Raw genomic sequence first — 14,573 nt, forward strand, 5'->3', positions numbered from 1 at the left:
GGCAACTTTAAACTTCCCCAATGAAGAAATGCACCACGCCTGTATTAAAAATAAACGAAGCGTATAAGATTTTAACCTGGAATTCTTCTGCGGAAATTTTTGTAAGAGAAAATTTCAATAAACGTTTAGCAACTCAACTTGGTATTTCAAAAGTTTTTTCTTCAGAAATATCTAAAAGATTTAAAAGTGATTTTACTTCAGGCGATGGTATCTTTCATAAGCTATATTCATTTTCAGAATCAGAGAATTTAAAAATACTGTGTAGTCCCTGTTTAAACGAAAATGGTGATGTAGAAGCTTTTTCTATATGTTTAAAATTAGTCGATAAAAATGATGCTGTCTCACCCGAGAATATAATTCAGGCAAAAAATGTAGTAGAAAACTCTTCATTAGCAATTTTCCTTTCAGATCCTAACGGGCCGGTTATAGAGGTTAATAAAGCTGCTTGTAGGATGTTCGGTTATACTTTTGAAGAATTTAAGCGGTTAAGCAGGGAAGACATTATACTTAAAAACGAAAATTTAAAGAATGCGCTTAACCAAAGAAATTTGGTGGGGGAATTAAGACATGAATTAACAGGAAAAAAGAAAAATGGAGAGAATTTTCCGTGCGAAGTACACTCGGTTATCTATACAAATCATAATGGAGAACAGAGAACCAGTACTGCAATTATAGATATTTCAGACAGGAAAAATCAGGAAATAATTGCAGAAAACAGTATGCAGGCCTTTCAATCTTTATTCGATTATAATCCCGATGCAGTATATTCCTTTGATCTTATGGGGAATTTTATCGATTTTAATGAAACTGCATTAGAATTTATTGAAGGAACAAAAGAAAATGCGAAAGCGGCGAATTTTTTGCCTTTAATAGCTCCGGAAGATAAAGAGCGCGTGTTGAATATTTCTCTTAAAGCCGCTTCAGGAGAGATTCAGCGTTATCAAACTAATTTTATTGGTCTTAAAGGGACTAGAAGAGTTCTGGATGTCACGAATTTTCCCATATATGTTAACCGAAAAATCACTGGTGTATATGGTATTGCCAAAGATATTACCCGGCAGGTTGAAATTGAACAGAAATTAAGGGAAGAGCGTAATATGTTCCGGGCAATTATAGATTATATTCCAGACCATATATTTGTGGTGAATCAAAATCACGAAATAATTTTAACCAACTATGCTTTTTACAATAATTATTTAGGTGCTGAAACTGAGGAAAGCAGTTTAGGGCTAACTCCCAAAGATTTTTTTCCAGAAAAAGAAGTTTTAGAAATAATAGATGATAATACGTGGGTGATGAATTCGGGCGTCCCTATTATAAATCGTGAAGATATTATTAGAGATTTTAATGATAAAATTGATTATACGCTTTTAACTAAAGTGCCCTTTAAGTTTGGAGATAATAAAAAAGGATTGGTGGGAATTTCCAGGAATATTACTGAAATAAAACAAAAAGAAGAAGCCTTAGAATTATTAAACCGTGAGTTAAAAAAACATACGGAAGAGCTTGCACTCTCTAATAAAGAACTCGAGCAGTTTGCTTATATCGCATCACACGATCTTCAGGAGCCGCTTAGAATGGTAACCAGTTTTCTTACACAACTTAAGAAAAAGTACAGCGATCAACTGGATGAGAAGGCCCAGCAATATATTTATTTTGCCCACGATGGTGCTACCAGAATGCGACAAATAATATTAGATCTACTTGAATATTCAAGGGTTGGGAGAGGAGAGTATCAAGTTGTTGAAGTAAATACTAAAGATTCGGTTTCTGAAGTTTTATTGCTTCAAAAAAGATGTATTGAAGCGCAAAATGCAGAAATTAAATTAGGAGAACTACCAGATTTAAAAGTTGAAGAACTTCCTTTAAAACAGTTATTTTCTAATTTAATTGGAAATGCATTAAAATACCATTCTAAAGATCGGCGGCCTGTTATAGAAATTTCAGCTGAAGAAAAAGATATTTACTGGGAATTTAAAATAAGCGATAATGGTATAGGAATTGAGGAAGAATTTAAAGAAAAGATATTTGTGATTTTTCAGCGTTTACATCATCGTGATGAATATGAAGGCACTGGAATAGGATTAGCAATTTGTAAGAAAATTGTAGACCACTTTGGAGGTGAAATTTGGGTAGAATCAGCGTATGGTAAGGGTAGTAGTTTTTATTTTACAATCCCAAAACAATTTTAGTATATTTACTAATCCATGTAATTTAAATTCCTATTGTTTAGTCCGGGTTACCTTGTCTTTTCAATTTATAAGCTGAAAAATTTTTCAGAAGTTAGCTATTAAATTACTGAGGTTTAAAATTATTTTAAATGACGAAAAATTCCGGGGAATTAAAAATCTTGGTTATTGAAGATAACCCAGGTGATTTTATGCTTATTGAAGATTACCTGTCTGAAGAACACCATGCCCTGGAAATACAGCGTGCCGAGAACTTTAAAATTGCTAAAACGATTCTTCAGAAAACTTCAGATTTTGATACTGTTTTACTCGATTTATCGCTTCCAGATATTAATAATACTGAATTACTTGTAAAAGATATTCTTGCATTTTCTAACGGAACGCCCGTAGTTGTACTTACCGGTTATACCAATAAAGATTATGGCGTAAAAACACTTTCCTGGGGAGTTTCAGACTATTTGCTGAAAGACGAAATAAATGCCTCCATTTTATCTAAAAGTATCCATTACAGCATGGAACGGAGGAAAGTACAGCACCAACTCTATGAATCTGAAGAAAAATACCGAACTCTCTTCGATTCAAGTCCGCTGCCAATGTGGGTTTTAGATAGGAATACTCTGGAGTTTTTAAGTGTAAACCAGGCTGCTATAAATTTATACGAATATACCCGCGAAGAATTTATGCAGATGTCTGTAAGGGATTTATGGGCCGATGATGAAGCGAGAATTGAAGAAACTGTAGAAGAAAATTTTCACGATTTTTTTACTTTAAAAGTCAAGCATTATACAAAAAGTAGAAACCTGCTTTATATAGATGTGCAGAGCAATCCTATTCTATTTGGTGGGCGCGAAGCCAGGGTTACTCAGGCGCATAATATCACTGAAAAGTTAAAAGCCGAAGAAAAATTAAGGCACAGCCAGGAGCGTTTTAAAGCCCTGGTTCAGGATGGTAGCGATCTTATAAGTATTATAGATCAAAATTTTCATTATGCTTATGTAAGCCCCAGCGTAAAGAATATTTTAGGAGTAGATCCCGAAAAAATTGAAGGTAAAAATGTATTTGACTTTATACATAGGGAAGACCGTGATAAAATTGAAGGCAAAATCCAGTATTTAGGCAGCAGAAAATCCTATCAGTTACCTTCCTATAGATATAAAGATGGGAAGGGGGAGTGGCGTTGGTTTGAAACCATAATTAGTGATTTAAGAGATGATCCTGCTGTAAAAGGATTAATTGCAAACTCCAGGGATATTACTAAAGCTAAAGTACAGGAACAGCAATTAAGGGAAAGCCTGGAGCGGTACGATATCGTTGCTAAAGCCACCAGTGACCTTATTACCGATTTTGATGTTGAAAAAAATGAATTTCAGTATAGCAATGCCATATACGATATTTTTGGTTACTCCCAGGAAGAATTAGAAACCTCAAAAGAATGGTGGCAGGATAGAATTCACCCTGAAGATAAACCACGCGTTATTGAAGCTGCTAAAGGAATATACGAGCGCGGGCAAAAGATTCTTGGCATAGAATACCGTTTTAAATGTGCAAACGGAGAATACAAATACATTCTTGATCGTAGCTATGTAATTACCGATGCTACCGGTAAACCCTCGCGTATAATTGGTTCTATGCAAGATATTACCGAAAGAAGAAAATACATTAATGCTATAGAGCGCAGTAACGAAAGGCTTCGAGAAATAGCATGGACACAATCTCACGTAGTGCGGGCGCCATTAGCCAGAATTATGGGGTTAATAGAATTACTGAAAAATCAGAGAAATAACCTTGATAATATTGAGGAAATTATAGATAATATCTTAAATTCGTCTGAAGAGCTTGATAAAGTGATTAGAAAGATCACCATTAAAACTGAAGAAGAATTCTAAGCTCTAGCCCTAAATTTCTTATAATGCTTGAAGTACTTATCGTAGATGACGATCAAATTGTGGTATTTATTCAGAAGAAGATGATAAGCAACCACGAGATCGCCCAAAACCCTATAAGCTTTAGTCAGGCGGCAGATGCTTTAAATTATATTATAGAAGATCAAAATCACACCAGGCAAAAGGATTTTCTTATTCTTTTAGACATTAATATGCCTAATATGAATGGTTGGGATTTTTTAAAGCGTTTAGAAGCTCATCCGCAAAAATCCAGATATCACGTTATTATGGTAACTTCTTCTATAGATGCAAAAGACAAAGAAAAAGCTAATAATTATAGCACAGTACGTTCTTTTATAGAAAAACCAATCTCTGCTGCAGATTGTGAGAAAATCAAAGAAATCTCAGAAATAAGTCATTTTTTCGAAACGGCTTAAACACCGTTTTCCCTGGGTTCTGCATCATCAATTTTCTCCTGTGCCCATTCTTTTTCCTCTTCATCAGGTTCAGGTTTTTCCTGTTCTTCTTCGGCTGGACGTTCAAAATTTAAATTAATATACATAGGAAAGTGATCTGATCCCATAGGTTTTTCTCGCGCAATTTCTATTAAAGTAAAATCGTTGCTATGAAAAACGTGATCTAACGGCCATCTAAAAAAGCGATAACCGGCGTGAAAAGTATTAAAAAAGCCTCTCCCTATCCTGGGGTCTAATAACCCGCTCATTTGTTGAAATAATCTTGTGGTGCGAGACCAGGCAACATCATTTAAATCTCCAAAAACCAAAACGCTATCATCCTGTTCTCTAACATCCCTTCCCAACATCAATAATTCGGCATCGCGGTTGGTAGAAGTATCAGCTTCAGAAGGGCTTGGAGGTCTTGGGTGCATACAGTGAATTCTAACTTTAGTATTATCGTCTAAACGTACAAAGCCGTGTATAGAGGGAATATCATCTTTTACTAAATATCTAACTTCGGTTTCTTCTAATTTTAGTTTAGAATATAGATGCATTCCGTAGAGATTATCCATAGGCACTTTTACGGTGTATTTATACTCTTCTTCTATATCTTTAAGTGCTTCTTCCCACTTTTTATCAGATTCCAGCGTAAGAAGAATATCGGGTTGCCGCCGGTGTACAATTTCAAGAAGTTTGTGATACTGGGTATTGGGAGTGAGTACATTACTTACCAGAATAGAAATATTATCGCTGGGGTCGCCGTCCTCAAATTTCATTACTTCTTTTTTTGCGAACCAGGTGTATGGAAAAATCTTATGAAGTTGATAAATAAGACTTAGAATAATTAAAGCAATAGCTATAAAATGAATAGTTTCAGAAAAATCAAAAACCATAATAGAGATAATTATAACCGTGCTAATTAGAATTGAAATTTGAATACGAGGAAAATCGAAAGCACGAATCCACCATTGGTCAAATCGTGTGGCAGACGCCAGACTTGGAATTAGAAATATTCCGCACAATATAAGCATTATAATTTCTGAAACCTCCATAGAGTTTGCTCGATAACCGAGTTTTAAATGCTTCGAGGCTTGCCTCGAAAATTAAACAATAGTCTTACTTAGAACTTATAAGAAAGCGCAAGGCCTTTAGTGTTGATTCCCGTGCCGTTAATATTAAAATTAGCGGTAGGATAAAGATCAATATTTTCTTTGCCTTTTTTATGCAATTCAGGAATTAATATTCCGCTAACGGCACCTACTACGGCACCTGCAATATTATCTGTAAGAAAATGTTTCCCGGCTTTTGTTCTTAAATATCCCATTAAAACCGAAACTCCTGTGGCTCCACCCCAAACAAAAGGAACGGCCTTAGAATCAGGATGAAAATCATTAAAAATTTTGGCGGCAAAAAAGCTGCCGGCAGCAGCAACTGCAGTGTGCCCTGCAATAAACGAGCGTTGTGCACCACCCTCGGCACGTTCGTCCAACGGAAGATTTTCATTATAAACAAGAGGTCGGCTTTTATCTATTAAACCGGCAGTCATAGTATAAAAGACGCCCGTAGTAGCCATGGTTTCTACAAATAAAACACTTATTTGTCCAAAATTATTTCGCTCTGCTTCACCGGGTAGTAAAGCAAGCGGAGCGGCCAGGGCTGCATAAAAGGGTATATAGCTTAAAGCATCAGCTTCTTCAGAATAATTTCCAGCTGCCCAACGATCTATTCCCCAAATATCATTTTTATCTAAATCTGCAACTTCAGCTTCAGTAAGTGCATCTTTATTCTGGATAAAAGTGAATCCTAATACATTTAATCCAACGGTACCGGCAATATAGGCGCCATCTGTCCAGGCATCGGTTTTATAGGGGGAACCCTGGGAAAAACTAGTATAGCTAAGAACAAAACAAAAACTGAGTAAAAGCAAATTTTTCATTAATCTCTTATTGTGGTTTTAATTATATTCAAATCTCTTAACTACATCGTAAACACTGAAGTTTTTAAGAAAAGAATAACAATATTGGCCTTCTAAATATAATACAAGCAATTTTTAGATTAACATAAGTTTAATTCCTGTTGCAGCTAAAGATTTTCTAATTCTATATAAAATACCGTAATTTTAGAATATGAAGAAGAAAGATTATAGACAGGGAAGCGGATTTGTTTTTAATAAGTTTGAGGAGCCTGAAAAGTCACCGTTTGACAGGCTTTTTGAAGTTTTTAAAGAATTAATTACTCATACTTCAGGAGATTTAGATGAAGCCCTGGATTGGCTGAAACAGTTAGACGACGAATACAAATTAACCACGGAAGATTACACCCTGGATGATTTTGTAGAAGACCTTAAAAAGAAAGGTTACATAAAAGAGGAAACGGAAGACGAGGGTGGTGGTATGGCGATTACAGCCAAAACCGAACGAGCTATTAGAAAACAGGCTTTAGACCAGATCTTCGGAAAACTGAAGAAAAGTGCGTCGGGAAGTCATAGAACCAATCACGTAGGTAGGGGAGACGAACATACGGGTGATTTCAGGAATTTTCAATTTGGAGATTCGCCTGATAAGATTTCGGTAACCGAAAGTTTAAGAAATGCCCAAATTAATCACGGTATCGGGAATTTTAATATGACTGAAGAGGATTTGGTGGTGGAGGAAACCCATTACAAATCCAGAATGAGTACTGTGCTTATGATAGATCTTAGTCATAGTATGATTTTATATGGCGAAGATCGTATTACTCCGGCGAAAAAAGTAGCGATGGCTTTGGCCGAATTGATTACTACCAGATATCCCAAAGACAGTTTGGATATTATTGTTTTTGGAGATGATGCCTGGCCGGTTTCTATAGCCGATCTTCCTTATCTTAAAGTAGGACCATACCATACCAATACCGTGGCGGGTTTAAAACTGGCTATGGATATTCTTAGAAGAAAAAGGAGCACAAACCGTCAAATCTTTATGATAACCGATGGAAAGCCGAGTTGCCTGCGAGAACGCGACGGCTCTTATTATAAAAACAGTATGGGTCTTGATCCTTATATTTTAGGCAAATGTTATACAATGGCTCGCCAGGCAAGAAAACTACATATTCCTATTACTACATTTATGATCGCGCAAGATCCTTATTTAATGCAGTTTGTAAGGGAGTTTACCTATGCCAACCAGGGGAAAGCTTTTTACACCGGCTTAAAAGGCCTTGGTGAAATGATTTTTGAAGATTATGAAACCAATAGGAAAAAGAGAGTAAGGGGGAATTAGTAAAATTATTTTACCGTCTTCCTGAACTTGTTTCGGGATCTAAGATGTTAGAAATCATAATGTAATAGAAGCTGAAACAAGTTTAGCTTGACGTATATAGTTAGAAAAATCATTCCGAATTTTAGATCAGAAATAAAATAACAAATATGAAAATAGAAAATATAAATACACTGGGAGAACTTAAAAAATCTGGATATAAAAGTCGCGGAATTAAAGAAGAACTCAGGGCAAATTTAATTGAAAAAATAAAGAAGAACGAACCTACTTTCCCCGGAATTCACGGTTATGAGGATAGTGTAATTCCTGAAATGGAACGCGCAATTTTGTCCCGGCATAATATTAACCTACTTGGGTTAAGAGGCCAGGCAAAAACCCGTCTCGCACGTTTAATGGTGAATTTACTGGATGAATACATGCCGGTGATTCAGGGTTCAGAAATTAACGACGATCCCCTAAATCCAATTTCCCGTTATGCTACAGAATTAGTAAAAGAAAAAGGAGATGAAACTCCAATTAGCTGGGTACATAGAGAGGAACGATTTTTTGAAAAACTCGCTACACCAGATGTAACCGTGGCCGATCTTATTGGGGATGTAGACCCAATTAAAGCTGCAAATTTAAAATTAAGCTATGCCGATGATCGTGTAATCCACTTCGGAATGATTCCGCGGGCCAATCGTAGTATTTTTGTAATCAACGAGTTACCCGATTTGCAGGCGCGAATCCAGGTAGCTTTGTTTAACATTCTTCAGGAAGGCGATATTCAAATTCGCGGCTTTAAATTAAGATTACCGCTAGACCTTCAGTTTGTATTTACCGCTAACCCTGAAGATTATACCAACCGTGGTAGTATTGTAACTCCTTTAAAAGATAGAATTGGCTCCCAAATATTAACGCATTATCCAGATAGTATTAAGATTGCTAAAACAATTACCGCACAGGAAGCAAAACTGGATAAAAGACAAAGCGAATTGGTTCATGTACCGGAACTCGCTAAAGATCTTTTGGAACAAATTAGTTTTGAAGCTCGTGAAAGTGAATTTATAGATGAAAAAAGCGGAATTAGTGCCAGGCTTAGTATCACGGCTTATGAAAATCTACTAAGTACAGCAGAAAGACGTTCATTGAAATCTGGAGACGATAAAACCTTGTTGAGGTTTGGAGACTTTCTGGGTGTAGTTCCTTCCATTACGGGAAAAGTAGAACTGGTTTATGAAGGGGAAGAAGAAGGAGCGGCAAGTGTTGCCCTTCAGCTAATTGGAGATTCAGTAAAAACTTTATTTCCACAGTATTTTCCTAAGATAGAAAAGTTACAAAAGCCTGATGAAACCACGCCTTACGACGATTTAGTAGAATGGTTTTTTGAACAAAGCGGTTTTGAGTTACCCGATGATCTTTCTGATGCAGAATACAAAGAAAAACTGGATTCTGTAGAACCATTAAATGAACTGATTAAAAAGTATCAACCGGAAATTTCAGAGAAAGATTCTTACTTTTTAAAAGAATTTTTGCTTTGGGCATTAGTAGAATACAAGAAACTAAGCAAGCATCGTTTCGCCACCGGTGTTCAGTTTAAAGATCTCTACGGAAGTTATATAAGTGATCTTTAAGTAATTATTAAAATAAAACGAAAAAATACCCGGTTAAATTATTAATCGGGTATTTTTTTTATTGAATAAAATGAAATTCATAATTCTGCCGGTAAATTGTCATTTTTGTTTTTATTACACTTAAAAATATATACTTTTATCACCAGAATAAGGTCAAAAATGAAGATAACAGAAAGCATAAATTTCGGCACTTCAAGAAGCGTTTTTAACGCGGGCATTTCTGGCATGACGATTATTCGTATTACCCCTTTTGGGGTATAATTCTACATAGCACTTCCGTACACGCCTGTTTTTTTTAAACACAATCATTCTAATTTAACTAATTTGACTTATGAAAGTCCTAAAATTCGGAGGTACCTCTTTGGCCTCTCCAGAACGAATAAAACTCGTAGCTAAAACTGTTCAAAAACATTTAAAAGAAGATAAAACCCTGGTAGTTTTTTCCGCTTTTGGCGGTGTTACCAACGATTTGCTGGAAATGGCAGATCTCGCTTCTCGTGAAGATCTTGCTTACAAAGATATTCTTATAAAAAATGAAAAAAGACATCTTGAAGCAGTTCGTGAGTTAATTCCGGTAAACGCACAAAGCAGTATTTTAAGTAAAGTAAAAACCGAACTTAATCGCCTGGAAACTTTGTATGAAGGTGTTTATTTACTCAACGAACTTTCTAATAAAACCCGCCACGTAGTTGCTGGTTTTGGGGAAGTTTTATCTTCTCTAATTATTGCTGAATATTTCAAAAATCTTGGCGTAAATTCTCAATATATAGATTCTCGTGAACTAATTGTTTGTAAAAACACCAATGAAAAAGTTCAGGTAAATTATGCGCAAACCAATGCGAATATTGAAGACTATTTTGAAACAAAAGATGCTTCGTTATATATCGCACCAGGTTTTGTTTCCAGGAACGAACAAGGTGTTCCCAGTACGCTTGGCCGTGGTGGCTCAGATTTTACGGCGGCCCTTTACGGTGCTGCTTTAGATGTAAAGGAAGTGCTTATTTATACCGATGTGAACGGGATGTACACCGCCAATCCGCAAATTGTGCCACACGCATATCCGCTAAAGGATATTTCTTACCAGGAAGCGATGGAATTATCACATTTTGGTGCTAAAGTCCTTTATCCGCCAACGCTTCAACCTTTGCTGGATAAACAAATAAATATCTTAATAAAAAACACTTTTAAACCCGATGAAACGGGCACGCTTATTTCAAAATCTTCAGAGAAGAATTTCCGTTGGGTTACCGGGATAACGCATATTGATTCTATAAAACTTCTGAATATTGAAGGTAGCGGGATGGTTGGTATTCCGGGCTTTTCCAAAAGATTTTTTGAAGTGCTTTTTCAAGAAAATATAAACGTTGTTTTAATTACCCAGGCATCTTCAGAACATAGTATCTGTATCGCAGTGAAGGATGATGAAGCTGAACTTGCTAAAGAAGCTTTAGATGAAGCTTTTGAGGTTGAAATTCAGTATAAAAAAATCAAACCGGTAGAGATTGAAGAGAATGTGGCCATTGTAGCGCTTGTAGGGGATAGAATGAAGAGTCACCACGGATTAAGCGGGAAAATGTTTAGTGCCCTGGGTAACAATAATATCAATATTCGGGCAATTGCCCAGGGATCTTCAGAACGAAATATTTCTGCTGTTATTTCTAAAAAAGATGTAAAAAAAGCGCTTAATACCTTACACGAACAATTCTTTGAAGTGCCTTCTAAAGAGCTCAACTTGTTTATCACCGGTGTTGGAAATGTGGGGAGTAAACTACTAAACCAATTGAAGAAGCAGGAAAAATTCTTATTGGAAAAACTTCGATTAAAGGTTAGGGTTCATGGCTTATCTAATTCCCGAAAAATGCTTTTTGATGAAAATGGGATTGATTTAGAAAACTGGGAAAAAGCTCTTGAAAAAGGAGAAAAAGCCGATAAGGCTGAATTCTTTAAAAAAGTGGACGAATTTAATTTACGAAACAGCATTTTTGTAGATAATACGGCAAGTCCCGATATATCAGCCTGGTATAAAGAATATTTAGCAAATTCGGTTTCGGTGGTAACCTGTAATAAAATTGCCTGTGCAGATAGTTTTGAAAACTATCAGGAATTACAAAACCTGGCCCGGGAATATGGTGCTTCATTTTTATACGAAACCAACGTGGGAGCCGGTTTGCCTATTATAGATACGCTAAAAAACCTGGTTGCTTCGGGAGATAGGGTTACTAAAATCCAGGCCGTGCTTTCTGGTAGTCTAAACTTTGTATTCAATACCTATAAAGCTGAAGATCCTTTCTATAAAACTGTAGAAATGGCAATGAAAGAAGGTTATACAGAACCAGATCCTAAAATTGATTTAAGTGGTGTAGACGTTGCACGTAAAATTTTGATCCTTGCCCGTGAAAGTGGATACGAAATGGAGCTTGAAGATATTGAAAGTGAAGATTTCTTATCTAAAGAAAGTTTGGCAACCACTAATAATGAAGATTTTTTCGAGTTGCTGAAAAAAGATGAACCAAAATTTCAGGAAATCTATAGATCGGCAGAAGAAAAAGGAGAACAATTAAAATACGTGGCGCAACTGGAAGATGGAAAAGCTGTGGTAGGTCTACAATCGGTAGATTCTCAGCATCCATTTTATAATTTGAGCGGTAGCGATAACATCGTGTTATTCTTCACAGAGCGTTATCCTGAACAACCATTAATTGTAAAAGGAGCCGGTGCAGGAGCCGAGGTTACCGCTTCAGGAATATTTGCCGATGTAATAAGAATAGGAAAGAAATAGGTTATGGATAAAATAAAACTATTTGCACCGGCAACGGTGGCTAACCTTTCTTGCGGATTTGACGTGTTAGGCTGTTGTTTAGACGGCGTTGGTGACGAGATGATTATTTCGAAAAATTCAGCACAAAAACTAAGAATCACTAAAATCACCGGCCAGGATTTACCTTTAGAGGTTGAAGAAAACGTGGCCGGGGTTGCGGCAAATGCTATGCTTTCCGAATTAAATGAAAAACAGGGTTTTGATATTGAAATAAAGAAAAATATTAAAGCTGGGAGTGGAATTGGAAGTAGCGCAGCTAGCGCTGCAGGCGCCGTTTTCGGAATTAATAAATTGCTGGGTGAACCTTTTTCAGCAAATCAATTAATAAAATTTGCGATGGAAGGGGAACGTCTTGCAAGTGGAAATGCTCACGCCGATAATGTAGCCCCGGCACTCCTGGGCGGTTTTACCCTGGTGAAAAGCTACGAACCTCTGGAGATAATTAGCTTACCTGGTTTACCTGAATTAAGAATGTTGATATTGCATCCGTTAATCGAATTAAAAACCCGTGATTCAAGGTCGGTAATTAGGCAAAATGTAGAACTAAAAAAAGCAATTAGCCAATGGGGGAATTTAGCAGCACTTGTAAGTGCGCTTTATACCCAGGATTATGAACTTTTAGGCCGAAGTTTAAAAGATGAGATTATAGAACCGGTGCGGTCTATTTTAATTCCGTATTTCGATGAACTTAAAAATTTGGCTGCAGCAAATGGAGCCCTTGGTTTTGGAATTTCTGGTTCGGGACCTTCAGTTTTTGCTATGTGCAAAGGTGATACGGTAGCCGAAAAAGTAAAAGCCGAATTCCAGGAATTTTATCAGGATAAAAATATAGATTTCGATCTGCATTTATCTAAAATTAATCCCGAAGGCATAAAAATACTATCATAATGAAACCAGCATGATGCTGGACCCTGAAATTAGCACTAATAGGAGCATTATAATTAGCTCTTGCCAAAACTTAAATGGGGATAAAATTTATACAGATGAAATACATTAGTTTAAACGATAAAAATCATAAAGTTTCCTTTGAAGATGCAGTTGTTCGAGGACTTGCACCGGGAAAAGCACTCTATTTTCCTGAAAAAATTCCTAATTTATCTAAAGATTTTTTTCAGAATTTAGGAGAACTATCCAAAGAGGAAATTGCTTTTGAAGCCATAAAACCTTTTGTAGGTGAAGAAATTGATAAAAACGGTCTTCAGGAAATTCTAAAGAAAACTTTAAACTTTGAATTTCCGGTAGTTCCAATTTCAGAAAACACAGGAACGCTTGAATTATTTCATGGGCCAACGATGGCATTTAAAGATGTGGGTGCAGGCTTTATGGCGGGTTGCCTGGGGCATTTTGTAAAGAAAGGAAATCTTGGGAAAATTACAGTTTTAGTAGCTACGTCGGGAGATACCGGGGGCGCGGTGGCTAATGGATTTTTAGGTGTTGAAGGAATAGATGTAGTAATTCTATACCCTAAAGGGAAAGTGAGTGAAATCCAGGAAAAACAACTTACCACCCTTGGCCAGAATATCACCGCATTAGAAGTAAATGGAAATTTTGACGATTGCCAGGATATGGTTAAAAAAGCTTTTTCTGATGCTGAAATAAGTGAAAAACGCCAACTAACTTCAGCTAATTCCATTAATGTTGCGCGCTGGTTACCACAAATGTTTTATTACTTTTTTGCCTATAAACAATTGACTGAAAAACAGGAAAAACTGGTTTTTTCAGTTCCCAGTGGAAATTTTGGAAATATTTGTGCGGGAATGTTAGCTAAAAAAATGGGGCTTCCCATAGACCGTTTTATCGCCTCCAATAACGAAAATAATGTAGTGACACGTTATTTGCAATCGCAAGAATATAGTCCGAAACCCAGCGTACAGACTATCTCTAACGCGATGGATGTTGGAAATCCCAGTAATTTTGTAAGAATCCTGGAATTGTTCAATAATGAATTTGAACCGCTATCAAAACAACTTTCTTCTTTTAGTTATTCTGATGAAGAAACCAGAAAGGCCATTAAAGAAGTAAAGGAAAGGTATAATTATGTAATGGATCCTCACGGAGCAGTTGGTTATCTTGGGCTTCAGGAATTTTTAGCCGAAAACCCCGACTATTACGGTATATTTTTGGAAACTGCACATCCGGTAAAATTCCTGGAAACTGTAGAGGATGTGATTGGAGAAAAAGTGGAAATTCCGGCTTCCATTCAAGAAGCGATGAAAAAAGAGAAAAAGGCTTTCAATATCTCAGATTATAATGAATTGAAAGCTTATTTGATGCAATAGTTAAGAAAGAAAATGTTTGGGAAGGATTATCTGAATTTCGTCATTCTGAATTTATTTTAGAATCTAAGTTGAAGTAGAT

General features: G+C 36.3%; 10 protein-coding genes. 8 read left to right on the forward strand and 2 right to left on the reverse strand.

The window, feature by feature from the left end; genetic code table 11:
* Positions 1–20: 20 nt before the first annotated feature.
* The 3 genes from AO058_RS10875 to AO058_RS10885 all read left to right on the forward strand — a co-directional run bounded on the left by AO058_RS10875 (position 21) and on the right by AO058_RS10885 (position 4,509).
* A complete protein-coding gene (locus AO058_RS10875; protein ID WP_075326581.1) occupies positions 21–2,192 on the forward strand; it encodes a PAS domain-containing sensor histidine kinase in 2,172 nt (723 codons plus the stop codon).
* Between the two features lie 128 nt (positions 2,193–2,320).
* The gene (locus AO058_RS10880) at positions 2,321–4,075 is read left to right on the forward strand and encodes a PAS domain S-box protein (RefSeq protein WP_075326582.1); all 1,755 of its coding nucleotides are present in this window, start codon (positions 2,321–2,323) and stop codon (positions 4,073–4,075) included.
* A 23-nt stretch (positions 4,076–4,098) separates the two neighbouring features.
* On the forward strand, positions 4,099–4,509 hold the full coding sequence (locus AO058_RS10885; protein ID WP_083634169.1) for a response regulator: 411 nt from the start codon (positions 4,099–4,101) through the stop codon (positions 4,507–4,509).
* Here AO058_RS10885 and AO058_RS10890 read toward each other — a convergent pair.
* On the reverse strand, positions 4,506–5,582 hold the full coding sequence (locus tag AO058_RS10890) for an endonuclease/exonuclease/phosphatase family protein (protein WP_075326584.1): 1,077 nt from the start codon (positions 5,580–5,582) through the stop codon (positions 4,506–4,508). The two genes, AO058_RS10885 and AO058_RS10890, sit on opposite strands and share 4 nt — an antisense overlap.
* A 68-nt stretch (positions 5,583–5,650) precedes the next feature.
* A complete protein-coding gene (locus AO058_RS10895) occupies positions 5,651–6,466 on the reverse strand; it encodes a phosphatase PAP2 family protein (protein ID WP_075326585.1) in 816 nt (271 codons plus the stop codon).
* A 190-nt stretch (positions 6,467–6,656) separates the two neighbouring features.
* Between AO058_RS10895 and AO058_RS10900 the strand changes: the two genes are divergently transcribed.
* From AO058_RS10900 to thrC, 5 genes are all read left to right on the forward strand, one after another.
* A complete protein-coding gene (locus AO058_RS10900) occupies positions 6,657–7,787 on the forward strand; it encodes a vWA domain-containing protein (RefSeq protein ID WP_075326586.1) in 1,131 nt (376 codons plus the stop codon).
* A 146-nt stretch (positions 7,788–7,933) separates the two neighbouring features.
* The gene (locus AO058_RS10905; RefSeq protein WP_075326587.1) at positions 7,934–9,397 is read left to right on the forward strand and encodes a magnesium chelatase; all 1,464 of its coding nucleotides are present in this window, start codon (positions 7,934–7,936) and stop codon (positions 9,395–9,397) included.
* Positions 9,398–9,728: 331 nt separating this feature from the next.
* Positions 9,729–12,176 carry a bifunctional aspartate kinase/homoserine dehydrogenase I gene (gene thrA, locus AO058_RS10910; RefSeq protein WP_075326588.1) on the forward strand — a complete coding sequence of 816 codons (2,448 nt, stop codon included), beginning with the start codon at positions 9,729–9,731 and terminating at the stop codon, positions 12,174–12,176.
* A gap of 3 nt (positions 12,177–12,179) precedes the next feature.
* The gene (locus tag AO058_RS10915; RefSeq protein WP_075326589.1) at positions 12,180–13,103 is read left to right on the forward strand and encodes a homoserine kinase; all 924 of its coding nucleotides are present in this window, start codon (positions 12,180–12,182) and stop codon (positions 13,101–13,103) included.
* Positions 13,104–13,198: 95 nt separating this feature from the next.
* Positions 13,199–14,494, forward strand: coding sequence for a threonine synthase (gene thrC / locus AO058_RS10920; protein ID WP_075327951.1), 1,296 nt, complete (start codon positions 13,199–13,201; stop codon positions 14,492–14,494).
* Positions 14,495–14,573: the final 79 nt, after the last annotated feature.

The organism is Salegentibacter sp. T436, assembly GCF_001932675.1.
GTDB lineage: Bacteria > Bacteroidota > Bacteroidia > Flavobacteriales > Flavobacteriaceae > Salegentibacter > Salegentibacter agarivorans.

Coding starts and splice junctions, on each gene's coding strand:
- AO058_RS10875 (WP_075326581.1), top strand. CDS start 21: ATGAAGAAATGCACCACGCCTGTATTAAAAATAAACGAAGCGTATAAG.
- AO058_RS10880 (WP_075326582.1), top strand. CDS start 2,321: ATGACGAAAAATTCCGGGGAATTAAAAATCTTGGTTATTGAAGATAAC.
- AO058_RS10885 (WP_083634169.1), top strand. CDS start 4,099: ATGCTTGAAGTACTTATCGTAGATGACGATCAAATTGTGGTATTTATT.
- AO058_RS10890 (WP_075326584.1), bottom strand. CDS start 5,582: ATGGAGGTTTCAGAAATTATAATGCTTATATTGTGCGGAATATTTCTA.
- AO058_RS10895 (WP_075326585.1), bottom strand. CDS start 6,466: ATGAAAAATTTGCTTTTACTCAGTTTTTGTTTTGTTCTTAGCTATACT.
- AO058_RS10900 (WP_075326586.1), top strand. CDS start 6,657: ATGAAGAAGAAAGATTATAGACAGGGAAGCGGATTTGTTTTTAATAAG.
- AO058_RS10905 (WP_075326587.1), top strand. CDS start 7,934: ATGAAAATAGAAAATATAAATACACTGGGAGAACTTAAAAAATCTGGA.
- thrA (WP_075326588.1), top strand. CDS start 9,729: ATGAAAGTCCTAAAATTCGGAGGTACCTCTTTGGCCTCTCCAGAACGA.
- AO058_RS10915 (WP_075326589.1), top strand. CDS start 12,180: ATGGATAAAATAAAACTATTTGCACCGGCAACGGTGGCTAACCTTTCT.
- thrC (WP_075327951.1), top strand. CDS start 13,199: ATGAAATACATTAGTTTAAACGATAAAAATCATAAAGTTTCCTTTGAA.